General features: G+C 62.4%; 21 protein-coding genes. 5 read left to right on the top strand and 16 right to left on the bottom strand.

Annotated features, from left to right (window positions below; translation table 11 throughout):
* Positions 1 to 251: 251 nt before the first annotated feature.
* Positions 252 to 656, bottom strand: a complete 405-nt coding sequence (locus IC234_RS14605; RefSeq protein ID WP_190925901.1) for a hypothetical protein — start codon at positions 654 to 656, stop codon at positions 252 to 254.
* Between the two features lie 92 nt (positions 657 to 748).
* Positions 749 to 2,155, bottom strand: a complete 1,407-nt coding sequence (gene lpdA, locus IC234_RS14600; RefSeq protein ID WP_190925899.1) for a dihydrolipoyl dehydrogenase — start codon at positions 2,153 to 2,155, stop codon at positions 749 to 751.
* 255 nt (positions 2,156 to 2,410) lie between these two features.
* On the opposite strand from lpdA, the gene IC234_RS14595 reads away from it, so the two are divergent.
* Entirely contained in the window at positions 2,411 to 3,907 is a 1,497-nt protein-coding gene (locus IC234_RS14595; RefSeq protein WP_190925897.1) for a tail fiber domain-containing protein, read from the top strand.
* Between the two features lie 10 nt (positions 3,908 to 3,917).
* Here the strand turns inward: IC234_RS14595 and IC234_RS14590 are convergent, their stop codons facing one another.
* The gene (locus tag IC234_RS14590) at positions 3,918 to 5,579 is read right to left on the bottom strand and encodes a M1 family metallopeptidase (protein WP_190925895.1); all 1,662 of its coding nucleotides are present in this window, start codon (positions 5,577 to 5,579) and stop codon (positions 3,918 to 3,920) included.
* A gap of 87 nt (positions 5,580 to 5,666) precedes the next feature.
* On the opposite strand from IC234_RS14590, the gene IC234_RS14585 reads away from it, so the two are divergent.
* Positions 5,667 to 6,590, top strand: a complete 924-nt coding sequence (locus IC234_RS14585; RefSeq protein WP_190925893.1) for an EamA family transporter — start codon at positions 5,667 to 5,669, stop codon at positions 6,588 to 6,590.
* A 7-nt stretch (positions 6,591 to 6,597) separates the two neighbouring features.
* On the opposite strand, the gene IC234_RS14580 is transcribed toward IC234_RS14585, so the two are convergent.
* The 9 genes from IC234_RS14580 to IC234_RS14540 all read right to left on the bottom strand — a co-directional run bounded on the left by IC234_RS14580 (position 6,598) and on the right by IC234_RS14540 (position 16,088).
* Positions 6,598 to 7,143, bottom strand: a complete 546-nt coding sequence (locus IC234_RS14580; RefSeq protein ID WP_190925891.1) for a DUF4126 family protein — start codon at positions 7,141 to 7,143, stop codon at positions 6,598 to 6,600.
* A gap of 152 nt (positions 7,144 to 7,295) precedes the next feature.
* A complete protein-coding gene (locus IC234_RS14575) occupies positions 7,296 to 7,676 on the bottom strand; it encodes a hypothetical protein (protein WP_190925889.1) in 381 nt (126 codons plus the stop codon).
* Between the two features lie 124 nt (positions 7,677 to 7,800).
* Positions 7,801 to 8,502, bottom strand: a complete 702-nt coding sequence (locus IC234_RS14570) for a carboxypeptidase-like regulatory domain-containing protein (protein WP_190925887.1) — start codon at positions 8,500 to 8,502, stop codon at positions 7,801 to 7,803.
* A 168-nt stretch (positions 8,503 to 8,670) separates the two neighbouring features.
* Positions 8,671 to 9,129, bottom strand: a complete 459-nt coding sequence (locus IC234_RS14565; RefSeq protein ID WP_190925885.1) for a hypothetical protein — start codon at positions 9,127 to 9,129, stop codon at positions 8,671 to 8,673.
* Positions 9,130 to 9,237: 108 nt separating this feature from the next.
* The gene (locus IC234_RS14560; protein WP_190925883.1) at positions 9,238 to 9,612 is read right to left on the bottom strand and encodes a roadblock/LC7 domain-containing protein; all 375 of its coding nucleotides are present in this window, start codon (positions 9,610 to 9,612) and stop codon (positions 9,238 to 9,240) included.
* A 44-nt stretch (positions 9,613 to 9,656) separates the two neighbouring features.
* Positions 9,657 to 9,971, bottom strand: coding sequence for a hypothetical protein (locus IC234_RS14555; RefSeq protein WP_190925881.1), 315 nt, complete (start codon positions 9,969 to 9,971; stop codon positions 9,657 to 9,659).
* 560 nt (positions 9,972 to 10,531) lie between these two features.
* Positions 10,532 to 11,239, bottom strand: a complete 708-nt coding sequence (locus tag IC234_RS14550; RefSeq protein ID WP_190925879.1) for a Crp/Fnr family transcriptional regulator — start codon at positions 11,237 to 11,239, stop codon at positions 10,532 to 10,534.
* Positions 11,240 to 11,423: 184 nt separating this feature from the next.
* Positions 11,424 to 13,115 carry a 2-oxoglutarate dehydrogenase complex dihydrolipoyllysine-residue succinyltransferase gene (odhB, locus tag IC234_RS14545; protein ID WP_190925877.1) on the bottom strand — a complete coding sequence of 564 codons (1,692 nt, stop codon included), beginning with the start codon at positions 13,113 to 13,115 and terminating at the stop codon, positions 11,424 to 11,426.
* Positions 13,116 to 13,169: 54 nt separating this feature from the next.
* Positions 13,170 to 16,088 carry a 2-oxoglutarate dehydrogenase E1 component gene (locus IC234_RS14540; RefSeq protein ID WP_190925875.1) on the bottom strand — a complete coding sequence of 973 codons (2,919 nt, stop codon included), beginning with the start codon at positions 16,086 to 16,088 and terminating at the stop codon, positions 13,170 to 13,172.
* Positions 16,089 to 16,641: 553 nt separating this feature from the next.
* On the opposite strand from IC234_RS14540, the gene IC234_RS14535 reads away from it, so the two are divergent.
* A complete protein-coding gene (locus tag IC234_RS14535) occupies positions 16,642 to 17,070 on the top strand; it encodes an RlpA-like double-psi beta-barrel domain-containing protein (RefSeq protein ID WP_190925873.1) in 429 nt (142 codons plus the stop codon).
* Positions 17,071 to 17,175: 105 nt separating this feature from the next.
* On the opposite strand, the gene IC234_RS14530 is transcribed toward IC234_RS14535, so the two are convergent.
* From IC234_RS14530 to IC234_RS14515, 4 genes are all read right to left on the bottom strand, one after another.
* Positions 17,176 to 18,357 carry an SMP-30/gluconolactonase/LRE family protein gene (locus IC234_RS14530; RefSeq protein ID WP_190925870.1) on the bottom strand — a complete coding sequence of 394 codons (1,182 nt, stop codon included), beginning with the start codon at positions 18,355 to 18,357 and terminating at the stop codon, positions 17,176 to 17,178.
* Positions 18,358 to 18,475: 118 nt separating this feature from the next.
* Positions 18,476 to 19,240 carry an SHOCT domain-containing protein gene (locus tag IC234_RS14525; RefSeq protein WP_190925868.1) on the bottom strand — a complete coding sequence of 255 codons (765 nt, stop codon included), beginning with the start codon at positions 19,238 to 19,240 and terminating at the stop codon, positions 18,476 to 18,478.
* A 26-nt stretch (positions 19,241 to 19,266) separates the two neighbouring features.
* Positions 19,267 to 19,995 (bottom strand): hypothetical protein, encoded by a 729-nt coding sequence (locus IC234_RS14520; protein ID WP_190925866.1) that lies wholly within the window; start codon positions 19,993 to 19,995, stop codon positions 19,267 to 19,269.
* Between the two features lie 27 nt (positions 19,996 to 20,022).
* A complete protein-coding gene (locus tag IC234_RS14515) occupies positions 20,023 to 20,277 on the bottom strand; it encodes a hypothetical protein (protein ID WP_168672096.1) in 255 nt (84 codons plus the stop codon).
* 136 nt (positions 20,278 to 20,413) lie between these two features.
* Here IC234_RS14515 and IC234_RS14510 point away from each other — a divergent pair, with 136 nt between their 5' ends.
* Both IC234_RS14510 and IC234_RS14505 read left to right on the top strand, forming a co-directional pair.
* Positions 20,414 to 20,602, top strand: a complete 189-nt coding sequence (locus IC234_RS14510) for a hypothetical protein (RefSeq protein ID WP_190925864.1) — start codon at positions 20,414 to 20,416, stop codon at positions 20,600 to 20,602.
* A gap of 121 nt (positions 20,603 to 20,723) precedes the next feature.
* The gene (locus tag IC234_RS14505) at positions 20,724 to 22,784 is read left to right on the top strand and encodes a S9 family peptidase (protein WP_190925862.1); all 2,061 of its coding nucleotides are present in this window, start codon (positions 20,724 to 20,726) and stop codon (positions 22,782 to 22,784) included.
* Positions 22,785 to 22,801: the final 17 nt, after the last annotated feature.

Below are 22,801 nucleotides of genomic sequence, written 5' to 3'. Positions count from 1 at the left end.
GGATGCTAAGGTTTGCGGTCCGGAAGCGGTTGGCAGGCGTCCGGAAACGATTGGCGAGCGTCCGGAAGCAAAGGTTTGTAGTCCGGAACCGTTTGGCGGGCATCCGGAAGTAGCAAGCGAGCTTCGGCAAGCGGTGAAAAGCCGCCCGCCCCCATGCGAAAAGCTGCCGAAACTGCGGGAGCTTCCGCCGCTTTCAGTTGCTGGTTCAGTAGGCAATTATGTATGAATAGCCTATTGTTCACGCTTTCTTTCTATTCTGGAGTATGGACTTTGCTTGAATTCCAACTAGGCCTCACAACGTCCCATGATTTACCGGCCCAATCCGGAAGGATATCGTTTAGCACTCCACCTAATTGTTGGAATACGAATAGAAGGCTAACAACTAAATACGGGGCTCCCCTACTAGCAGGATTACTCACAATTATATATTCGCCATCATACTCAAAAATTCTTACCTCCATTGAATCTTTGAAAATACCCCCTCTGGATTTAGCCTTTATAATCCAGACTAAAACTCTCTTTCCATCCTCATTCACGTTACTAGTAGCAACAATTGATAACCCAGTGATATCAATTGTATCGAGCAACAACTTTTCTATCCGAGGTATGCTTCCACTTGTCTTGAATCCAACATAATAGCGCAGAGCAGCAGACATAAAGTTAAATTTTTCAGTAGTTTAAATATAAAAAAAGCGGCAGAAACCTCAAGGTCTCCGCCGCTTTTCAGGGGCAATCTACACGCTCCGACTTACATGTGAATCGCCCGGTTCTCCGTGGCCGCCAAGCAGGCTTCTTTCATGGCCTCGGCGTAGGTGGGGTGCGAGTGGCTCATGCGGGCCACGTCCTCGGCGGAGGCGCGGAACTCCATGGCGGTCACGGCTTCGGCGATGAGGTCGGCGATGCGCGGGCCAATCATGTGCACGCCCAGGATTTCGTCGGTGGTTTTGTCGGCCAGCACCTTCACGAAGCCGTCGGTGTCGCCGCTGGCGCGGGCGCGGCCGCTGGCTTTGAAGGGGAACGAGCCCACTTTGTAGGCCTTGCCCTGCTCCTTGAGCTGCTCCTCGGTGTAGCCCACGCCGGCCACTTCGGGCCAGGTATACACCACGCCGGGGATGAGCAGGTAGTTGATGTGGGGCTTCTGGCCCACGATGGTTTCGGCCACGAACACGCCTTCTTCCTCGGCCTTGTGGGCCAGCATGGCGCCGCGCACCACGTCGCCGATGGCGTAGATGCCGGGCACGTTGGTTTGCAGGTGCTCGTCGACCTTGATGCGGCCGCGCTCTTCCATCTGCACGCCGGCGGCTTCCAGGTTGAGGCCGGCGGTGTAGGGCACACGGCCCACGGCCACGAGGCAGTAGTCGCCTTCAAACTTCACTTCCTCGCCCTTGGCGTTGGTGGCGGTCACGGTCACGGTGTCGCCGTCGCGGGTGGCGCCGGTCACTTTGTGCGAGAAGAAAAACTCGATGCCGATTTTGCCCAGCACGCGCTTCAGCTCCTTGCCCAGGCCGCGGTCCATGGTCGGGATGATGCTGTCCATGAACTCCACCACGCTCACTTTCGCGCCGATGCGGGCGTAGACGGAGGCCATTTCAAGGCCAATCACGCCGCCGCCAATCACAATCATGTGCTTGGGCACTTCGCGGATGTTCAGGGCCTCGGTGCTGGTGATGATGCGCTCCTTGTCCTGGGCAATGAACGGCAGCACCGTGGGCTTGGAGCCGGTGGCGATGATGACGTTTTTGGTTTCAATCTGCTGGGCTTCGCCGCCGGCCGTAGGCGCGATGCTGATGTGGGTTGCGTCAACAAAAGAGCCGACGCCGGTGAGGACGTCGATTTTGTTTTTCTTCATCAGGTAGGCGATGCCGTCGACGTTGGCCTTCACCACGCCGGCCTTGCGGTCAATCATGCGGTTCATGTCGACGCGCAGGTTGTCGAGGCCGATGCCGTGGTCGGCGAAGGCCGAATGGGCGTTGTGGTAGTGCTCCGACGAGTCGAGCAGGGCCTTGCTGGGGATGCAGCCCACGTTGAGGCAGGTGCCGCCCAGGGTGGGGTATTTCTCGATGAGGGCCGTTTTGAGGCCCAGCTGGGCGCAGCGGATGGCCGCTACATAGCCGCCGGGGCCGGAGCCGATGACGGTGACGTCGTATTGATTCATGAGCCGGAGGTTCGGTGATAATTCGCGCCGCGAAGGTACGGCACAGCACAGGTGGGTGGTGCACAAAAGAACGGCCCGCCGCGGGCGCCGCGCTTGCCCCACACCCCCTGATAACAAACAAGGACGCATTTCGGCGGGCCGCTCACTGCCGAGGCCCGGGCGTTCACATACCATTTGCCGTTGTTGACTACCAAAGCTTGCTGGCCGCGGCCGCAGTGGACTATTTCGATTTTCCTCGCTAACCGCACGCACGCTATGAAACACCTGTACCTGCTCGCAACCGGGCTGCTGTTGGCCACCGCGGCCGCGGCCCAAACGGGCTCGGTGGGCATCGGCACCGCCTCGCCCGCCCCCCAAGCAGCCCTCGACATCTCGGCCACCGGCAAGGGCTTGCTCATTCCGCGCATGGATTCGGCCACGCGCGCCGGCATCGCCGCGCCGCCCGACGGGCTGATGGTGTTCCAGACCGACGGGCGCAAAGGCTTCTGGTACTGCGTGGGCGGCGCATGGCTCTACATTCCCGACAAGACGCGCAGCGGCGACAACCTCGGCAACCACACCGCCACCCGCAACCTCAACCTGGGCGGCAACCGCCTGGTGGGCGGCACAGCCGCCGCGCCCGGCACCGTGGGGCTCCGCATTGATGGCAACGGCCTGGTGCGCCTGGCTGCCGCTCCCCGTCCCTTCGGCGTCTACGACAACGCCGCCGGCCTCTACCTCACCGACGTCGACGCGGGTTTCCTCGTGCGCACCAGCATCGGCTACGGTTCCACTACGCCGCCCGCCTCGGGCCTGGGCGACCGGCTGATGTGGACCCCGTACTACGGCTCCTTCCGGGCCGGCGGCGTGGATGGCAACCAGTGGGACGGCGCCAACATGGGCTTCTACTCCGCCGCCTTCGGCTACAACAACCTGGTCGCGGGCATCTACAGCTTGGCCGCCGGCTACAACAACAACGTGCGGGGCAACTACGCCACCTGCCTGGGCCGCGACAACGCCATCGACCAGTTGTCCTCCGGGGCTCTGGTCATCGGCCGGAACTGCCGCGCCAAGGGCAATTACAATCTGGTCGGGGGCCTCAACAGCAAGGTGCAGGGCAACTACTCCGTGGCCCTGGGCGAGCGGTGCACCGCCAACGCCGCCAACGCCATCGCCCTGGGCCGCTTCGCCTCGGCCAACGGCCGCAGCGGCACCTTCGTCATCGCCGACGCCACCGGCAACGACTCGCTGCGCGCCTCGGCCAACAACCAGTTTTCGGCCCGCTACGCCGGCGGCTACCGTCTTTTCACCAACGCAGCCATGACCGTGGGCGTGAGTTTGGCGGCCAACGGCGGCAACGCCTGGCAGGTCATTTCCGACTCGACCAAAAAGGAGCGGCGTCGGCTGGCCGACGGCAACCAGTTCCTGGCCCGCATCGACGGCATGCGCCTAGGCTCGTGGAACTACAAAGGTCAGGACCCCAGCACCATGCGCCACTACGGCCCTATGGCCCAGGATTTCTACGCCGCCTTCGGGCACGACGGCGTGGGCACCATCGGCAACGACACCACCATCAACCAGTCGGATTTCGACGGCGTGAACCTCATTGCCATTCAGGCCCTCTACCGCCGGGTGCGGGCCCTGGAAGCCGAAAACGCCGCCCTGCGCCGCCAGCAGTCGGCGCCCGCGGCCCAGGCCGGTCCTTCCGCGGCCGCGCTGGAAGTGCGGCTGCGTCGCCTCGAAGCGCTGGTGGGCGGGCAGGCGCAGCGGTAGCCGCACGGCGTTAGTCCACCAGCACGCCGATGTAGAAGTTGAAGGTGTCGACTTCCAGCGTCTCCCGGGTCGCCCCGGCCAGCTCCTTCACTTCCGCGAACTTGGCGGTGGGCTTGATGAACTGGTACTCGCCGCCCTTCACGCGCACGCGCATCGGCATGTCAAATTTCTCCACCTCGCTCACCCAGCGGGCCAGGGTTTTACCGTCCTCGAAGCGCACTTCCAGCGTGGGCAGGCTGGCGTGGCGCAGGTACTGGTCGAAGACTTTGGTGAAGTCGCGGCCGGTTTCGCGGTTGAGGTAGTCCATCACCTGCTGGCCGGTCACGGTTTGGTGGTAAAAGGTGCTGGAGAGGCCGCGCAGGGTTTGGCGCCACTTCTCGTCGTTGTTCAGAATGGTGCGCAGGGTGTTGAGCAGGGCGCTGCCCTTGTCGTACATGTCGCCCGAGCCTTCCTGGTTCACGCCGTAGGGGCCGATGATGGGACCGTCGTTCTGGATGTTGCGGCGCTGGCCGTGGATGTATTCCTGGCCGGCGGTTTTGCCAAACTGGCTTTCCACAAACAGCGCCTCAGAATACGTGGTGAAGCTTTCGTGCACCCACATGTCGGCAATGTCTTGGGTGGTGATGTTGTTACCAAACCACTCGTGGCCGCTCTCGTGAATGATGATGAAGTCCCACTTCGAGCCCCAGCCGGTGTTGCTGCGGTCGCGGCCCAGGTAGCCGTTCTGGTACTTGTTGCCGTAAGCCACGGCGCTCTGGTGTTCCATGCCGAGGTGCGGGGCATCCACCAGCTTGTAGCCGTCCTGGTACCACGGGTAGGGGCCGAACCAGTGCTCCATGCTTTTGAGCATGGGCTTCACGTTGGCGGCAAACTGGGCTTTGGCCTTGGCCACGTTCTCGGGCAGCACCCAGTAATCAAGCGTCAAGGGCCCTTTTTCGCCTTGGTACGAGTCGGAGAAGTGCTGGTAGTCGCCCACGTTCAGGGCCACGTCGTAGTTGTTGATGGGGTTGCGCACGGCCCAGTCGAAACGGGTGTAGCCGCCTTTCAGCTTGGTAGTTTTGCGCAGGCGGCCGTTCGACACATCCTTCAGGCCCGTGGGCACGCTCACGCTGATGAGCATGGAGTCCACCTCGTCGGCCTGCTGGTCTTTGGTGGGCCACCAAATGCTGGCGCCCGTGCCCTGGCAGGCCGTGGCCACCCAGGGCTTGCCCGCGGCGTCCTGCGTGAAGACCATCCCGCCGTCCCAAGGCGCCTTTTTGGCCACCGTGGGGTTGCCGGAATACTGCACCGTGAACTCGTCGCGGCTGCCCTTGGCAATGGCTTTCGGGAAGGTGACGAATACCGCGTTGGCCTCGCGGGCGAAAGGCACTTCCTTGCCTTTGTACAGCACTTTCTCCACCTGCAGGTTGGCAAACAGGTCAAATTGCAGCCGGGTGAAATCCTGCGTGGCCGTAAACCGAAACAGGTTCGTGCCGCTGATGAACCGCTTGGCCGGGTCCAGCTTCACGTCGAGGTGGTAGTAGTTGAGGTCGTAGCAAGTGCGCAGCGGCGAGGTGAGGCTGCCGCGCAGCGAGTCGGCGCGGGTGAAAGCCGGCTTGGGTTGCAGGAGCTGGGCGGCGGCCGGGCGCAGCGCCCCAAGCCACAGCAGAGCCAACAGGAGGTTCTTCTTCATTACACAAAGCAACAACGAGCAGCAGGAATTCGAGCCCGGCCCTGCAGGTGGGCTTAGCCGTAGTTTTGCGGTCATTCTTTCCATTCCATGTCCGAACCTACTCCGGCCGCGCCTTCGCGGGCCGCGCTGCTCACGGCCTTTGCGCTGGTCTACCTCATTTGGGGCTCTACTTACCTGGTAATGAAGTTTGCCGTGGCCAGCATGCCCCCGCTGCTCATGGCCGGCACCCGCTACGCGCTGGCGGGCGGGCTGCTCTACCTGTTTATGCGCTGGCAGGGCGAGCCGGCACCCACCCGCCAGGGCTGGGGCTTCGCGGCGCTGATAGGGCTGTGCCTGCTGGGCTTTGGCAATGGCGGCACCACGCTGGGCGTGGTGTATTTGCCCAGCAGCATCACGGCGCTGCTGGTGGCCACGGTGCCCATGTTTCTGGCGGTGCTGGGCTGGGCCAGCGGGCTTTCTCCGCGGCCCACCAAGTGGGTGACGCTGGGCCTGGCCGACGGCATGGCGGGCATGTACCTGCTGGTGGCCCACACCCACGCCGCGGCCGTGAAGCAGCCCGGCCACACCGGGCTGGGGGTGTTTGCGGTGTTGCTGGCTTCGCTGGTGTGGTCCATCGGCTCGCTCTACGCCAAAAACCACCGGCCGTCGGCCTCGCCCTTTCTCTCCGGCGGCATGCAAATGCTGTGCGGGGGCGTGGCCATGCTCGTGGTGGGCTTTCTGAAGGGCGAAGCAACCGGGTTCGAGCTGGCGCAGGTCACGGCCAAGTCGTGGGTGGCGTTTGCGTATTTGGTTTCGTTCGGGTCCATCGTGGCGTTCACGGCCTACATCTGGCTGCTGCGCGTGGTAGAACCGGCCCTGGCGGGCACCTACGCCTTCGTCAACCCCGTGGTGGCCGTGCTGCTGGGCTGGGCCTTCGCCGGCGAAGTGCTGAACCCCCAAATGCTGGGCGGGGCGGCACTCATCGTGCTGGCCGTGGTGCTGGTGGTGCTGGGTGGCCGGCAAAAGGCCTGACCGCGCCTTACAGCGGGCGCCACTCGCTCACGGCCGGACGCCGGGAGCCAATCAGCGCGGCACCGCCGGCCAGCACCAGCGCGTCTTCGCCCACGCCCACCAGCGCCACCGGCACCCCCGATTTTTCGCTGATGCCCGTGCGCAGCGCGTAACTCACGAACGTGGACGCAAACGCCACTGCCGCCCCCAGCAGCCCGCCGCCCAGGGCGCTGCCATGCCGCGAGCGGTACCAGGCCGCCCCCACCAGCGCCCCCGACAGCAGCCGGCCGGCCAGCACCTCGGGCGCAATGCGGTTGGGGGTGTTGGGTAGCTTGTCGGCCACCATTTCGCCCGCGGCCATCACTTTGAGCAGCCCGGCCGTGACGGGCTTCTGCAGGAAGCGCAGCCGCGAACCCGCCAGCCCCGCGTGGGGCTGGCGCGACAAATAATGGCTCAGAAAGGCCGGGGCGCTCATGCTGCGCATGCCGGCGAGGGTGGCAAAGCCGACGGTGGGCCAAAAAGCAGCCCCGCGCCGGGGAGGCGTGGCATACGAGCGTTTCGAAGTCTTTTGCATGGCGAGAAGAGATGAGCTTCGCTTAACGAAATTTCCCGGCCGCCGGATAAGCCGGCCGCTCGGCCCCCACCTGGCCCCGTCTGGCAGCACAAGCAAAAAGCCCGCTCACAACGGTGAACGGGCTTTTCCGGGCAAAACAGCTACCGCAACAATCAGTTGATTTCGTCGGCGTGCGAGCGCAGCACCTCGCGGGCAATGGCCAGGTTGGTTTCGCGCGAGTTCACCACCAGATAGATGAACTTGTTGCCGGCCGAATTTAGCTTAATGAGATGAAACTGATTGGTCAGCGTAATCAGAATATCCTCAATCTTCTCGCCGGCCAGCTTCAGGGCCGACATGGCTTTCTGTTTTTGCTTCACCACTTCCGTGTTGTAGGCGGCGGCGGTTTCGGGGTTGAGGGCCGGCGAGTTCGAGTGCGAGGCCAGGGCCATGCCCGAGGTAACGTCGACCACCGCCACGGCCACTAGGCTCGGCAAATCGGTGATGATTCCATCGACTGCCTTCCCGGCAGGACTGTTAGTAGAGTAGGCCATATCGGCTATTGAAGAAGGGGGATTGGTAAGAGAAGATTCTTTAAGCTTATTTGCAACGTGCTTACGGTAGGTCCTTGCTTTCACTGAGAATAGGATAACCCGGGCAGGCAGCCGGGGCCTGGAATTAGAAAAACAGCCAGTGCTTGCGCTTGGCGCGGGGCTGCAGGGTCACGCCCTGGGCCGAGGCGTCGGCGGCTTTCAGCTCCTGGTCGTGGTAGCCGGCGTAGCCGTATTGCAGCGTGGCCGTGGCGGCCACGGCGGCGGGCAGGCGCAGGGTGTAGCGGCCGTTGGCGTCGGTGCTGGCGCCCAGGCTGGTGCCTTTGCGCAGCACGGTGGCGCCCACCAGCGGCTGGCCGGCCTCGTTCAGAATGCGGCCGCTCACGGTCACGAGGCGGGAGGCGTTGGCTTCGGCCGCCGCCTCGGCCGCGGCGGTGCTGGCGGCGGCCAGCGACGTCATTTCGGGCAGCGACGCCGGCACGGCCGGTGCGTTGTGCGACGGCAGGCGAGTGCCGGCCATCGACACGCCCGCTACCAGCGCGGCCGCGCCCACCATCGAGAACGCCCGGCGGCGGAAGCGCTGCGGCTGTTCCCGAATGAAGAGCAGCTGCTTTTGCACCCAGGTGGTCGGCGCGGCGGCCTCGGCCTCCTCGGTCGACATTTCGTGCCAGCGCGTGACGGTGGTGTGGGCCTGCGTGGCATCGTTGCGGAGGTACTCTTCCACGGCGCGGGCCGAGGAACGGGCCAGGTCGCCGCGCAGGTAGGCGTCGCGGTACACCGGCAGCAATTCGCCGGTCTGCGGGTCAAATGGGGTAGCGGTAAGCTTCATGGTGAACAGAAAAAAAGGGTAAAAAATGAGTTTTGTGGCTTTACCGGCCAGCCACGGGCCTTATCCAGCAGGTAGCAATGCAGAGCGGGCCGTGCACCCGGCGCCGGAGGCTACTGGAAAGGCCGGCGTGTTCTCAGTCGCCCTACTTGTCTCCACCTTCACCGTGCCCTACCTGGGGGGCTCCAGTAGGGCAATGCCGCCGCGCACCACTTCGCGGGCAATGGCCAGGTTGGTGTCGCGCGAGTCCACCGCCAAGTACACAAACTGCTTTTCCGAAGGCACCAGCCGCAGCAAATGCAGCTGCGAGCGCAGCGTGAAAAGCATTTCTTCCACCTTTTCCGACGCTGCCCCCTGGGCCCGAAGCCCGGCCTGCACCTGCCGCACCGCCTCGGCGTTGAAACCCACCAGCGGGCCGGGCCGCAGGTCGCGGTCGGCGGTGTAGGTGGCCAGGGCTTTGCCGGTGGCCACGTCTACCACGGCCGCCATCAGCAGGTCGGGCAGGTCGCCCAGCAGGTGCCGGATGGCGCTTTCAATGCGGGCGCTTTCCGGCCCGGGGGCCGCCAGCACCACCTCGTGGGCCACGGGCCCCGTGAGCCGCTGCAGTTGCTTGAGAAAAGGAATTTTCATGGGGCGCGGGGTGGGTAGTCCCGGCTGGTGGCCAGACGCGCCGCGGGGTAGCGGGCGCGCCCGGCCAGGGGTGGTAGCCCAACGGCCGCACCGTTGGGGCAAGCAGCATTAGTTCAGGTTGGCGGCCGTCGAGCGCAGCACCTCGCGGGCAATGGCCAGGTTGGTTTCGCGCGAGTTCACCACCAGATAGATGAACTTGTTGCCCGCCAGCTTGATGAGGTGAAACTGGTTGGTGAGGGTGATGAGGATGTCCTCGATGTTCTCGCCGCTCAGCTTCAGGGCCGACATGGCTTTCTGCTTTTGCTTCACCACTTCCGTGTTGTAGGCGGCGGCGGTTTCGGGGTTGAGGGCCGGCGAGTTCGAGTGCGAGGCCAGGGCCATGCCCGAGGTGATGTCGACCACCGCCACGGCCACCAGGCCCGGCAAATCGTTCAACACGTCTTGTACTACTTTGCCAGCGGGGGAATTTGTCGAGTAAGCCATGATAAGGAAAAAAGAGAATGGGGTATTGAATGAATGATTGGGTTTTAGGCAACAATGGACTTGAGGAGCTCGCGGGCCAGCGCCAGGGGCGTGTCTTCGGCCCGCACGGCCAGAAACACAAACCACTGGCCGTTTTTGGCGAGGCGGAATAGCTGTAGTTGTTTTCGAAAAGGGATGAGGATGTCTTCCAGACGCTCGCCGCGCAGGGCAAGCGCGGCCATGGCCTGTTGCTGCTGGCGCAGTAGTTCGACTTGGTGGCCAGCCGTGGTGACGGGGTTGAAGCCACGCCGACGGCTGCAGTAGGCCAGGGTATTGCCGGTGGCTAGCTCCACCACCGAAACAGTTGTAAGCGCGGGCATTTCGAGAAGTGTCCGCTTTATCACTTTTTTAATTTTATCCGAAGTAATACCGGAGGCTGCCAATGGGTCGGGCCCCATTACAATGCGCGTGCTTCCGATGAAATTAGAAACGGATTTTTCGGCCGCAACACGCATATCCATTCAGCTAATAATCAGCAAGAATCAGCCCTTAAAACGCATAAATGGACAAATATTAATGTTTTTTGAGCAGTTTTTCTGTTACAAAGCTCTGCCGTACCTACAGCCAATAAAAATGACATACGTCACTTTTTATAATGATTTACATCAAACCGATGGCCCCACGCAACGCAATCGAGCTTAAAATGTACCGGAGTAAAATATAACATTTTTTATAATTTAAACCTATGTAATTCCTGAAGCTAGAAAAAGCATCCCATTGCTGGAATTACCCCGCGTTTGCCTTTTCGCCCATTTCTCCGCGGACGACGGATACGCGACCCAAAAGGGCCGCCGGACGGGCAGCCAACATACGTTGGCCACTACCCGCCCGGCGGCCCGGGGGCTGTTGCAACTGCGCACCAGGGGCTACTGCGGCCCTGCTAGTCGTAGAGGGAGGCGAGTTGGCTAAGGCTGTCCGGCTTTAGAATGGTCACCTGGCTGCCGCGCGTGGCGACGATGCCGGCTTCTTTGAATTCCGACATCAGGCGGGTGGCCGTTTCTTTGGCGGTGCCCACCAGGGCGGCCAGGTCCTCGCGGGAAATCGATGTGCTAAACGGCCCGGCATCGCCTGGCTGCCGGAAGGTGCGCTGTAGCATCAGCAGGGCGCCCGCCAGGCGTTCGCGCACGGGCTTGTAAGCCAAGTGCAGCATTTGCAGCTCGGCCTCGCCCAGGGCGCGGGCCATCATGTGCATCAAGGAGGTGGAGAATTGCAGGTTCGACTGCCAGAGCCGGTAAAAGTCGGCCCGCGGAATGAAGCACACCACGCAATCGTCGAGGGCCACCGCCGAGGTGGAGTAGTGCGGCCCGGCCAGCACCGACCGAAAGCCCAGCATGTCGCCGCCTTTGGCCAGCCGGATGATTTGCTCTTTGCCGTCGCCACTAGCCTTGGTAATCTTGATTTTGCCCTGCTGCACGCAGTGCAGGCCCAGGGCCGGCCCGCCTTCCTGAAAAATGTGCTGGCCCTTCTGAAAACGATGCGAAACCTTGTTGGCGGATATAAAGTCCAGCTCATCGGCCTGGCAGCAGCCCATCAGTGGCGTGTTGCGGCTGGGGCATTCATGGCAAACAGGAGTAAAGAATTTTCCCATGGGCTATAAGGTCATTGTGCTTACTACCCCAAAGATACGCTTTCTTTTAAAAATTCAATTTCGATAAGTTTTAACCCCGTATAAAAACACCAGGAATACACCGTAATAATTGCTCAAGCTTCCAAAAATGAAAAAGCCCTGTTCCCACATCGGGAACAGGGCTTTTAAAAATCCTATTCTTGGACTACACGCCCAGCAGCAAGCGCGTGGGGTCTTCGAGCAATTCCTTCACGCGCACCAAGAAGCTCACCGACTCGCGGCCGTCGATGATGCGGTGGTCGTAGCTCAGGGCCAGGTACATCATGGGGCGAATCACTACCTGGCCATTCTCGGCCACGGGGCGCTGAATGATGTTGTGCATGCCCAAAATGGCCGACTGCGGCGCGTTGATAATCGGGGTGCTGAGCATGGAGCCGAACACGCCGCCGTTGGTGATGGTGAACGTGCCGCCGCTCATCTGCTCGATGGTGAGCTTGTTGTCGCGGGCCAGGCCAGCCAGGCGCACCACTTCCTTCTCGATGCCGTCGAAGGACAACTGCTCGGCGTTGCGAATCACGGGCACCACGAGGCCTTTCGGGGCCGATACGGCGATGCTGATGTCGCAGAAATCGGAGTACACGATTTCGCCGTTGTCAATCTGCGCGTTCACGGCGGGCCACTCCTGCAGGGCCACGCACACGGCCTTGGTGAAGAAGGACATGAAGCCGAGGCCCACGCCGTTTTTCTCCTTGAACTTGTCTTTGAACTTGTTGCGCAGGTCCATAATGGGCTGCATGTTCACCTCGTTGAAGGTGGTGAGCATGGCCGTCTCGTTCTTCACCGACACCAGGCGGCGGGCCACCGTCTTGCGCAGGTTGCTCATGCGCTCGCGGCGCACGTTGCGGCTGCCACCGGCGGCCGGAGCCGCAGCGGGTGCGGCTGGCGCCGGAGCTGCGGCAGGTGCCGCGGCCGGAGCAGCCGGACGCGCCTGTGCGTTCTGCGCGTCTTCTTTGGTGATGCGGCCGTCGCGGCCGGTGCCGGTTACGCTGCTGGCGGCAATGCCTTTCTCGTCGAGAATCTTGCCAGCCGCGGGCGAAGGCACCCCCGTAGCGTAAGTGGCCGCGCCACCGCTGGCGGGCTGCGAAGCCAGGGCCGCAACCGGGGCAGCCTGAACAACCACAGGAGCGGCCGCGGTCGGAACCGACGCAGCTGCACCGCTACCTCCTTCGATGCGCGCAATGACCGTCCCAATGGCAATGGTTTCGCCCTCCTTCACGGCGTGGCGCAGGGTGCCGCTGCCTTCAGCGGGCAGCTCAAACGTGGCCTTGTCCGATTCCAGCTCGGCAATCACCTCGTCGCGGCTCACCTGGGCGCCATCGGGCTTCAGCCACTTGGCCACGGTCACTTCCGTGATGGACTCCCCTACCGTGGGGATTTTCATCTCAATGGAGCCACCGCCAGCAGTCGGGGTCTCCGCGCCAGCACCGGAAGCAGCCGGGGCGCCGGGCGTCGACGCGTCTTTGCTCTCGTTGCCCGCGGGGGCTCCGCCGTAGCCGGACTGGTTGCTGGCCGCCGGGTTCTCCTCCCCTTTCGAAACGGGGTCAGCCGTCGAAGCGGCGGGGGCGGCAGCCGGAGCAGCCGGGGCCGCAGCGCTGCCACCGGCCGCGCCGTCCAGGTCGGCGATGACGGTGCCGATGCCGATGGTTTCGCCCTCGGCCACGCGAATTTTCAGCACGCCGTCGGCTTCGGCGGGCAGCTCAAACGTGGCTTTGTCGGACTCCAGCTCGGCAATGACTTCGTCGCGCTTCACGGCGTCGCCGTCTTGCTTGAGCCACTTGGCAATGGTGACTTCGGTGATGGATTCGCCAACGGCGGGAATTTTGATTTCGAGGGCCATGTGCAGGCGTTTTGGATTGAATCGGTGTAAGGAGAAGGAAGTCGGGCAGGATTATCAGTCAGTGGCTTTGGCCTTTTCCGCCGTTTCCTTGATGTTGGCGTCGGCCACGGCTTCTTTGGGCTTGTCGAAGGCGCGGGCTACCAAGTCCTTTTGCTCCTTCACGTGGATTTTGTTATAGCCCGTGGCCGGCGAGGCCGAGGGTTTGCGCGCCACCACGTCTTCCAGCTCGCGGCGCAGGAAGCGCAGCATGTAGTTCCAGTAGCCCATGTTTTCGGGCTCTTCCTGCACCCAATACAGCTTGGCCTTAGGGTACTTGGCCAACTCGGCGTCGAGCTGCTTTTTGGGGAAGGGGTGCAGCTGCTCGAGGCGCACAATGGCCACATCGGTGCGGCCCGAGGCGCGCTGCTCTTCCAGCAGGTCGAAGTAGACCTTGCCCGAGCACAGCAGCACGCGCTTCACCTTCTTGGCTTCGGCAAAGGTGTCGCCCAGCACTTCGCGGAAACCGCCGCTGGTGAACTCCTCCACCGGCGACACGCACAGCGGGTGGCGCAGCATCGATTTCGGCGACATCACCACCAGCGGCTTGCGGAAGCTCCACGTGAGCTGGCGGCGCAGGGCGTGGAAGAAGTTGGCTGGCGTGGTCATGTTGGCCACCACGATGTTATACTCGGCCGCGAGCTGCAAGAACCGCTCGGGGCGGGCGTTGGAGTGCTCCGGGCCCTGGCCTTCGTAGCCGTGAGGCAGCTGCATCACCACGCCGTTCATGCGCTGCCACTTGCTCTCGGAGCTCACCACAAACTGGTCAATCATGGTCTGGGCGCCGTTGGCGAAGTCGCCGAACTGGGCTTCCCAAATCACCAGCGCCGTGGGGTTGGCCATGGCGTAGCCGAATTCGAAGCCCAGCACCGCGTACTCGCTCAGCAGCGAGTTGTAGATGCTCAGCTGCTCGTGCTCGCCCTCCATGAAGTTAAGCGAGTTGTAGGGGGCCGACGTTTCGGCGTCGTGCAGCACCGCGTGGCGGTGCGAGAACGTGCCGCGCTGCACGTCCTGGCCGCTCACGCGCACGATGTGCTTCTCGCTCAGCAGCGAGCCGTAGGCCAGCAGCTCGCCGGCGGCCCAGTTCAGCACGCGGGTTTCGTAGAACATCTTGCGGCGCTCCTTCAGCAGGTTGTCAATCTGCTTAATCGGCTTGAAGCCTTCCGGAATCGTGGTCAGGGCCTTGGCCACTTTCTGCACCACGTCTTCGCTGATGCCGGTTTCGGGCGATTGGTCGAAATCCTCTGGCTTGGAGCGGCGCAGGCTGCGCCACTCGTTTTCCAAGGCCTGGTACTTATACGGCAGCGGCTGCTGCTTCACCATGTCGAGGCGGGCCTGCAGGGTGTCGCGGAACTCGCGGTCCATCTGGTTGGCCAGCTCGGCGTCCACGTCGCCGCGCTGCACCAGCATAGCGTTGTACACCTCGCGCGGGTTCTGGTGCTTCGAGATGAGGTTGTAGAGCGTGGGCTGCGTGAACTTGGGCTCGTCCGACTCGTTGTGGCCGTGGCGGCGGTAGCACACCATGTCAATGAAGATGTCGGCGTGGAACTGCTGGCGGTACTCAGTGGCCAGCTGTACGGCAAACACCACCGCTTCGGGGTTGTCGCCGTTCACGTGCACCACCGGCGCATCAATGATTTTGGCCAAATCCGTCGAGTAAATCGACGAGCGGGCGTCCTCAAAGTCGGTGGTAAAACCAACCTGGTTGTTAATCACGAAGTGGATGGTGCCGCCCGTTTTGTAGCCCTCCAGCTGCGACATCTGCGTCACCTCGTAGCCAATGCCCTGGCCGGCCAGCGCGGCGTCGCCGTGAATGAGGATGGGCAGAATCTGGTGGTAGTCGCCGCCGTACTGGTGCTCGATTTTGGCGCGCACGAAGCCTTCTACCACCGGGTTCACGGCCTCGAGGTGTGAGGGGTTGGGGGCCAGCTTCAGGTTCACTTTCTGACCGCCGCTGGCTTCCACTTCCGAGCTGTAGCCCATGTGGTATTTCACGTCGCCGTCGCCCATGGTCAGGTCGGGTACCGCGGTGCCTTCGAACTCCGAGAAAATCTGCTCATAGGTCTTGCCCATGATATTGGCCAGCACGTTGAGACGGCCGCGGTGGGCCATGCCAATCATCACTTCCTTCACGCCCAGCTCGGCGCCTTTGCCGATGATGGCATCCAGCGCCGGAATGGTCGTTTCGCCACCTTCCAGCGAGAACCGCTTCTGCCCCAGAAACTTGGTATGCAGGAAATTCTCGAAGACAACAGCCTCGTTCAGCTTCTTCAGGATGCGCTTCTTGTACTCCACGCCGGGGTTGAAGGCCAGCGAGTCCTTCTCCACTTTGGCGCGGAACCAGTCCAGCACCTGCGGGTCGCGGATGTACATGTACTCGAAGCCGATGGCGCCGGTGTAAATCTTCTCCAGCGCCGCCACGATGTCGCGCAGCTTGGCCTGCGGGCCCAGGCCCAGGCCTTCGCCGTTTTTAAACACCGTGTCCATGTCGGCTTCGCCCAGGCCGAAGTCGCTCAGGTCGAGGCGGGGCTTGCGGTCTTTGCGCTCGCGTACCGGGTTGGTTTTGGCGCGCAGATGGCCGCGGCTGCGATAGGCGTGGATGAGGTTGCGCACGGCCGTTTCCTTATCGGAGGCCGTCTCGCCACTGCTGATGCCGGGCGCGTTGTTGGTAGAAGCCGCCGTTTGGAGCACGCCGTAGTCGGCTGGCTGCGGGGCAGCTGGCGCGGCGGCCTTGGGGCCTGCGGCGCCGTTGCCGTTCGTGGTGTTGCCACTGCCGGGCACTACGGGGGCGCCTTCCGGAAACTGCTGCGAGAAATCAAACCCTTCAAAGAACTTGCGCCAGCCGTAATCAACCGATTCTGGATTCTGCTGGTAAGCATGATAGAGGGTTTCGATAGCCGCGGCGTCGGCGTTGGCGATATACGAGTATGCGTCCATGAGAGAAGGAGCTTAAGTAAAGCTCAGCAAAAGTAACAGGCCTAATACAGAGCCAAAAACCTGAATTCGGGTTTACAAATAAGCCTTATAGTCAGGCATATTTACCCAAACGTGGTGCTACGCCTACCGGGCGGGCGAAGGGCAATTTATAGAATTTCGCGGGCTTGCCGTAGCAAGTAGATACGGGTGGGCACCGGCGATGTCTGAGTGCGACAGAAGAATTTGTTTCGCCGGCGGGCGTTTCGCGGGTCTCGGACGCCGCTTCTTCTATAAACTTTTTGCTATGTATGGGCCGACAGCTACTTCCAAGGCCGTTAGCAATTGGATAATTTATTTTTAGCAAACTTATCCAACGTGTTCAACGTTAACCTTTTTCGCCCTTGCCCAAAAAGCAAGGGTTTTGCCCATTCCGCCGGGCTTAACAGGCGGTTGAACGAACCCTGGATAAATGTATAATGCACGGTTATTTATAGATGTATTTCTAGCAGTTGCGACGCTTGCAGCGCCGCTTTTTAATTCGGCCAATTCGGCGCCCGCCGCCACGGCCACGGGCATGAAGGCCTTCCTCTCCACGCGCGGCATGGCCCGCCACACGGCCACCGTGAAGGCCAAAAAGGCAAAAGCGCTGGTGCCCCGCAGCCTCACCTACACGGTGACGGCCACCATCTACGAGGCCGTGCCCAGCCAGACGGACAACGAGCCGTTCATCACCGCCGACAATTCCCACATCAAGCGCCACTACGGGACCAAGAAGCGCTGGATGGCGCTTTCCCGGGACTTGCTCAAGCCCTGGGGTGGCAAGTTTGACTTTGGTGATAAGGTGCGGGTGCGCGGCATCTCGCCCGAGCTCGACGGCGTTTATACCATTCATGATACCATGAACCGGCGCCACCGCCACTGCATGGACATCCTGGCGCACCCGAGCGAGAACCTCGACATTTTTACCAAGGGCGTGAAGATTCAAAAAGTGGCCTTGCAGTAAGTTAAGCTAGCTCTATCCTATTTTATTCGCATGCTTATAGCAGAAAGCCCCGCCATTGCTGGCGGGGCTTTCTGGTTGTAGAGGAGGTTAAATCGAGCCCAATTTTTATTTGGGCAGGGCCATTTTGAAGATGCGGAACGGCTGGCGGGGCTGGCCCACGCCCTTGTTCCAGTTTGGCGTTTTGTGAATGCCGGAGTTGGTGACGTATAGCGTGCCGTCGGCGGTGAAGCTGTAGGTATCGGGCCACTGCAGGCGCGGGTCTTTCACGAGGGTTTCGATTTTGCCGGCCGGGGTGCGGCGCAGGAGCGCGCTTTGCTCGAAGGAAGTGAGGTAGACGTTGTTGGCGGCATCGATTTCCAGGCCATCGGTGCCGGGGATTTCGCCCACGGTTTCGACCTGCTGGCCCAGCTGGGCTTCGGTGAGGGCCGGGTCGCGGAGGGCGGCGGTTTTGATGCGGTAGAGCGTATGGCCGGTGAGGGGGCAATAGTAGAGGTAGGCATTGTCGGTGCTCAGGGCAATGCCGTCGGCGTTGAACTGGGCGGGCTTGCCCTGCAGGTCAATCATGGGGTGGCCTTCGGCTTTGATGACCAGGCCCTTCACGGCTTTGGTAGAAGGGTGCTTATCGAGCAGGCGGCGCGATTTCAGCGTTTTTAAGTCGACCACGACCAAGGCGCCGAGGCCCGATTCGGTGATATAGGCGTAGTTGTTTTGCAGGTCGATGCGCACGTCGTTGAGGTAGGACTTGCGCGGGGCCACCGCTTCGGGGAAGGGAATGGTGAGCAGCACTTGGCCGGTTTTGGGGTCGGTTTTGACGAGCTTGGGGCCGCCGGGCACCGTGAATTTCAGGCCGGGCGAAGCCGGGTCGAGCACCCACACCATGCCCGATTTATCGGCAAACACGCTTTGCGGGCAAATCCAGTGCTTGAGCGGCTCCGATTTCACGGAGTCGTTCCACATGCACCAGCTGGCGTTGGGGTACGGCGTGAGGGTGTTGTTGGCCCCCACTTTGGCAATGGGGTAAGACGGGTTCCAGTCCCAGCGCGGAAAGCAGGCAAACACCTGCCCGCCGGGCGCCACGGCCACGCCCACCATTTGCGGGTCGTTGAACTCGGCCACCACTTGCAGGGGTGAGTTGCCCGGGGTGGCACTGCCGGTAGTGGCGGTGGTATCGGATGCGGCCGAGGTGGCAGCGGTACCAGAGTTGCTGTCGGGCGACGAGCAGCCGCCGAGTAAGGCAGCCGCCAGCGCCGCCGACAAGCTCAGCGGATGAAAGCGGAGAGACGTCATCAAGGAAAACATTGGGATGGAAAGGAAACAGAAAATCCCGGCCGTGAGGACCGGGATTTTCACATACGCCCTTTCAGCCCGTGCGTTGAGGCAGGCCACTAAAAATCAGCCAGCGACTCTAGATGCCACCTGCCGAATCGGTGGGCGCCGTGACGGGGGCCGCCACCGAATCGCGCGCAGGCGGCGCCGGGCGGGGCTGAATAACCGGCGCCGGGTTGGCCGGGGCCACCCGAATGGTTTCGGGCGCGGCAGTAGCGGGCAGCTCCGCGGCCTGCGGGCCGGTTTCGATGGGCGCGGCCAGCGTATCGGCGGGCGTGAGGCTGGTGCTGGAAATGCGCTCAGAAGGCCGACGGTTCAGCGACAGGTACAGCACCAGCGACAGCAGCGCCAGCAGGCCGCCAATTGACAGAATCAAGGCCAGCGGGCTTTTGGCGGCGGGTGCCTGCGCCTCGGGAAATTCGTCGGCCACGTAGGCGGAATTCATTTCGGGTTCGGGCATGGGCTCGGGAACAAAAGCGGCCGGAGGCGCTACCGGCGGTGTTTCAGCCTCGAAAGCGCGGCGCACCACGGGCGGCACAAATTCGGGCTCCGGCTCGGCGGCATCGGAGGCGAGCGGATAGAACTGCGGCTGCACCGGCTCGGCCGGCGGAATGAATGGCGCGGCCGGCGGCGTGGCAGGAGGTGCCGGAGGCAACAGGCTGCTAGTGGCCGGGGGCGCCACGGGCGGCACGGCCGGCGGAGCCGGGGGCCCACTGGCCGGGGCGGCCTCCTGAAACACCAGCCGCTGCTTCAGCGCTTCGAACTCGGTGGGCGTGAGGGCCCCGGCGTCGAGCATTTCCTTGAGCTGGCGCAGCGTGTCGAGGGGCGAAGAGGGGTTGTCCATGAACCTGAATACGGCCGGCGGCGGGGCTAGTTTTTGCGGTCGAGCGCGGAGAGGCGGTCGCGGCGGCGCTGCAGGCGCAGGCGGCTCTCGTCGAGCAGCACCCGGTTTTTGGTTTGCGCCGCCGAGTCGGCGCGCGACTGCAACAGGTTTTCGGCGTTCTTTTTCTTCAGCTCCTCAATGCGGGCCAGGTTGGCTTCGGTGTTGGTTTTCAGGTAGGCCTGCTCTTTTTCGAGGCGCTCCTTTTCCTTTTCCACGGCCTTGAGCTTTTTCTCGGCTTCGGCAATCATGTCGCGGTAGGCCTTGAGGCGGGCGGCGCCGGCAAAGTTTTGCGCGATGGCGCGCAGGGCGTTGTATTCGGTGGCGGTTTTATCGGGGTCGAAGAAAGTGTTGTCGTCGAACCCGCCGAATAAAGACACTTCCGACACCGAATCAGACGGCGCAATGACGGTGGCGTACAGGTCCACGAGCTTGCCCGAAATGGTGCTGGCTGGCGTTTGCTTGGCCATCAGCACGTCGCTCTTGCCCATGCCCAGCACGCCGCCGGTTTTAAATTTCACGTTGTAGCTGCTCTTCATCCAGTCCTGGAAGAACTCGCGCACGTCGGTGGCTTTGCCGTCTACCTGCACCTTGAGGGCCGGGCGGGGCTTTTTGTTGTAGTTCACCTCGCCGGGGCGCACGTCGTAGAGCTGGGCCGAGGCCAGGGCCGGAGCCAGCCAGCCGGCCAGCAACAGCAGGAGGAAATAGACTTTTTGCATGAGAAAAGGGCGTGTGTGGCGTCGGAGTTAGCGCAGCTCGTGGCGGTCGAAGGCGGCCTGCAGGTCGGCGCGCATGGCCTGAAAGCGGGCAATGGCGGCGGCCAGAAATTCGTCGTCGAGCAGTTCGCGGGCTTCGGCATCGGTGCCGGTCAGCAGGTCGAGCTCGGCCACTTTGTAGGTCTGCTCCAGGTTGCCCTGTTCCAGTTTTAGCAGAAACTTGCCGTTCCAGGCCAGCAAGGTGATTTTGACGGCGGGGTGCGGAATGTCGGCAACGTGGCGCATAAACAACGAAAAAAGGCCGGGAGCCGGGCACGAAGATAGTAAGCTCAACCTAACTCCTCCCCCGCCCCGCGCGTAAAAAAATGCGTGGTGCGGCGCCCCGCACCCGTTCCTTTCCACCTTATACCTACTTATTGCCATGCCCCAGGGAGATAAGTCGAAATACACCGACAAGCAGAAGCGCCAGGCCGAGCACATCGAAGAAGGCTACGAGAAGCGCGGCGTGCCCAAAGACGAAGCCGAAGCCCGCGCCTGGGCCACGGTGAACAAAAACGACGGCGGCGGGAAACAACCCGGCGGCTCGGGCCGTAAAAAAGACAGCAAATGATTCTTACCTGCGCTTATGCGCTAGCAGGTGGCTGTAACCCACAGGAAGAAGCCCCGCCAATGCAGTTGGCGGGGCTTCTTTTTTGGCCGGTGCGGGCCGGGATGTTGTGTATTTTTCGGGCATGAACAAGCTCCTCACTGTGGGGTTGGCGCTGCTCCCGCTGGCCGCGTCTGCCCAAACCCCCACCGCCGTCCTCACCCCGGAAAAGCTCTGGCAGCTCGGCCGCCTGGGCGAAATGCAGGTCTCGCCCGATGGCAAAACCGTGGCCTACACCGTCACCAAGTACAACCTAGCCGAGAACAAAGGCAACGCTGACATCTGGACCGTGCCCGTGGCCGGCGGCGCGGCGCGCAAGCTGACCGACACGCCCGGCTCGGAAAACACCCTGAACTGGCGGCCCGACGGCAAGCTCACGTTCCTCTCGGGCGAAGGCGGCACCGACCAGCTGTACGTGATGAACGCCGACGGCAGCGGCAAAACCAAGCTCAGCGACTTCCCCGACCAGGGTCTGAGCAACTTGAAATACGCGCCCAAGGCCAATTTCATCCTCTACACGCAGGACGTGAAGGTGACGCCCACCACGCTGGACCTGTTTCCGGACCTACCCAAGGCCGACGCCAAAATTATCGACGACCTCAACTACCGCCACTGGAACGTGTGGGACGACCACCTGGCCAGCCACGTGTTCTTCCAGCCGCTGAATGCCGACGGCCGGCCCGAGGGCTACGGCAAAGACCTGATGCCCGGCGAGAAGTTCGACTCGCCGCTGATGCCCGACGGCGGCGCCGAGCAGCTGGCCTTCTCGCCCGACGGCTACCGCATTGCCTACACCAGCCGCAAGCTCACCGGCAAGGCCGAGGCCGTGAGCACCAACTCCGACATCTACCTCTACGACATTCACAACGCCCAGACCGTGAACCTGAGCGAAGGCCTGGGCGGCTACGACACCGAGCCCGCCTTTGCGCCCGACGGCCGGCAGGTGGCCTGGCTGAGCATGGCCACGCCCGGCTTCGAATCGGACCGCAACGGCATCGTGGTGTATGATTTCGCTACGAAGAAGCGCGTCGACGTCACCAAAGGCTCAGAGCTGAGCGCCAACAACGCCCGCTGGAGCGCCGACGGCAAAACCATCTACTTCATGGCCGTGGTGGCCGGCACCGAGCAGCTGTATTCAGTGCCGAGCAAGGGCGGCAAAATCAAGCAGCTCACCACCGGCGCGCAGAACTACAACTCGTTTGAATTGGTGGGCAACAACCAGGCGGTGGCCAACCGCACCACGCTGTCGGCCTTTGCTGACATCGTGCGGCTCGACCTGAAAACCGGCAAGGAAACCCCGCTCACCACCATCAACAAGGAGGAACTGGCCGGCATCCGGCTGGGCAAGGTGGAAGACCGCCGCGTGACCACCACCGACAACAAGCAGATGCAGGTGTTCGTGATTTACCCGCCCGATTTCGACCCCGCCAAGAAGTACCCCACCCTGCTCTACTGCCAGGGCGGCCCGCAAAGCCCCATCACCCAGAGCCAGAGCTACCGCTGGAATTTCCAGCTGATGGCGGCCAACGGCTACATTGTGGTGGCGCCCAACCGGCGCGGCCTGCCCGGCTTCGGGCGCGAATGGAACGACGCCATTTCGGGTGATTTTGGCGGGCAGCCCATTCGGGACTATCTCTCGGCGATTGATAAGATTTCGGAAGAGCCCTACATCGACAAGGACCGGCGCGGCTGCGTGGGCGCCAGCTACGGCGGCTACTCGGTGTACTTCCTGGCCGGCCACCACGAGGGGCGTTTCAAGACCTTCATCTCGCACGACGGCATGTTCGACCTGAACAGCTTTTACACCACCACCGAGGAGATGTTTTTCGTGAACCACGACCTCGGCGGCGCGCCCTGGAACGTGCCCCAGCACCGCTCCTACACCGAGTTCAACCCCATTAACTTCGTGGGCAAGTGGGACGCGCCCATCCTCGTCATCCACGGCGGCAAAGACTTCCGCGTGCCCGAAAGCCAGGGCATGGAAGCCTTCGGCTCGGCCCAGATGCGGGGCATTCCCAGCCGCTTCCTCTACCTGCCCAACGAGGGCCACTGGGTGCTGAAGCCGCAGAACGCCGTGCTCTGGCAGCGCGTGTTTTTCGACTGGCTGGGCCGTACGCTCAAGCCCGACGGCACAGCGGCGAAGTAGTTGACAGGCTTTATGTT

The organism is Hymenobacter armeniacus, from assembly GCF_014699055.1.
Classification (GTDB): domain Bacteria; phylum Bacteroidota; class Bacteroidia; order Cytophagales; family Hymenobacteraceae; genus Hymenobacter; species Hymenobacter armeniacus.
Note: the sequence above shows the minus strand (reverse complement) of the source record. Positions and strands in the feature narration are given on the sequence as shown.

Bases quoted from the DNA above. Each gene is read 5' to 3' on its own strand.
- IC234_RS14560 (WP_190925883.1), bottom strand. From the start codon at position 9,612: ATGGCTTACTCGACAAATTCCCCCGCTGGCAAAGTAGTACAAGACGTG.
- IC234_RS14585 (WP_190925893.1), top strand. From the start codon at position 5,667: ATGTCCGAACCTACTCCGGCCGCGCCTTCGCGGGCCGCGCTGCTCACG.
- odhB (WP_190925877.1), bottom strand. From the start codon at position 13,115: ATGGCCCTCGAAATCAAAATTCCCGCCGTTGGCGAATCCATCACCGAA.
- IC234_RS14605 (WP_190925901.1), bottom strand. From the start codon at position 656: ATGTCTGCTGCTCTGCGCTATTATGTTGGATTCAAGACAAGTGGAAGC.
- IC234_RS14570 (WP_190925887.1), bottom strand. From the start codon at position 8,502: ATGAAGCTTACCGCTACCCCATTTGACCCGCAGACCGGCGAATTGCTG.
- IC234_RS14550 (WP_190925879.1), bottom strand. From the start codon at position 11,239: ATGGGAAAATTCTTTACTCCTGTTTGCCATGAATGCCCCAGCCGCAAC.
- IC234_RS14525 (WP_190925868.1), bottom strand. From the start codon at position 19,240: ATGGACAACCCCTCTTCGCCCCTCGACACGCTGCGCCAGCTCAAGGAA.
- IC234_RS14540 (WP_190925875.1), bottom strand. From the start codon at position 16,088: ATGGACGCATACTCGTATATCGCCAACGCCGACGCCGCGGCTATCGAA.
- IC234_RS14535 (WP_190925873.1), top strand. From the start codon at position 16,642: ATGAAGGCCTTCCTCTCCACGCGCGGCATGGCCCGCCACACGGCCACC.
- IC234_RS14510 (WP_190925864.1), top strand. From the start codon at position 20,414: ATGCCCCAGGGAGATAAGTCGAAATACACCGACAAGCAGAAGCGCCAG.
- IC234_RS14575 (WP_190925889.1), bottom strand. From the start codon at position 7,676: ATGGCCTACTCTACTAACAGTCCTGCCGGGAAGGCAGTCGATGGAATC.
- lpdA (WP_190925899.1), bottom strand. From the start codon at position 2,155: ATGAATCAATACGACGTCACCGTCATCGGCTCCGGCCCCGGCGGCTAT.
- IC234_RS14530 (WP_190925870.1), bottom strand. From the start codon at position 18,357: ATGACGTCTCTCCGCTTTCATCCGCTGAGCTTGTCGGCGGCGCTGGCG.
- IC234_RS14515 (WP_168672096.1), bottom strand. From the start codon at position 20,277: ATGCGCCACGTTGCCGACATTCCGCACCCCGCCGTCAAAATCACCTTG.
- IC234_RS14505 (WP_190925862.1), top strand. From the start codon at position 20,724: ATGAACAAGCTCCTCACTGTGGGGTTGGCGCTGCTCCCGCTGGCCGCG.
- IC234_RS14565 (WP_190925885.1), bottom strand. From the start codon at position 9,129: ATGAAAATTCCTTTTCTCAAGCAACTGCAGCGGCTCACGGGGCCCGTG.
- IC234_RS14520 (WP_190925866.1), bottom strand. From the start codon at position 19,995: ATGCAAAAAGTCTATTTCCTCCTGCTGTTGCTGGCCGGCTGGCTGGCT.
- IC234_RS14580 (WP_190925891.1), bottom strand. From the start codon at position 7,143: ATGCAAAAGACTTCGAAACGCTCGTATGCCACGCCTCCCCGGCGCGGG.
- IC234_RS14595 (WP_190925897.1), top strand. From the start codon at position 2,411: ATGAAACACCTGTACCTGCTCGCAACCGGGCTGCTGTTGGCCACCGCG.
- IC234_RS14555 (WP_190925881.1), bottom strand. From the start codon at position 9,971: ATGCCCGCGCTTACAACTGTTTCGGTGGTGGAGCTAGCCACCGGCAAT.
- IC234_RS14590 (WP_190925895.1), bottom strand. From the start codon at position 5,579: ATGAAGAAGAACCTCCTGTTGGCTCTGCTGTGGCTTGGGGCGCTGCGC.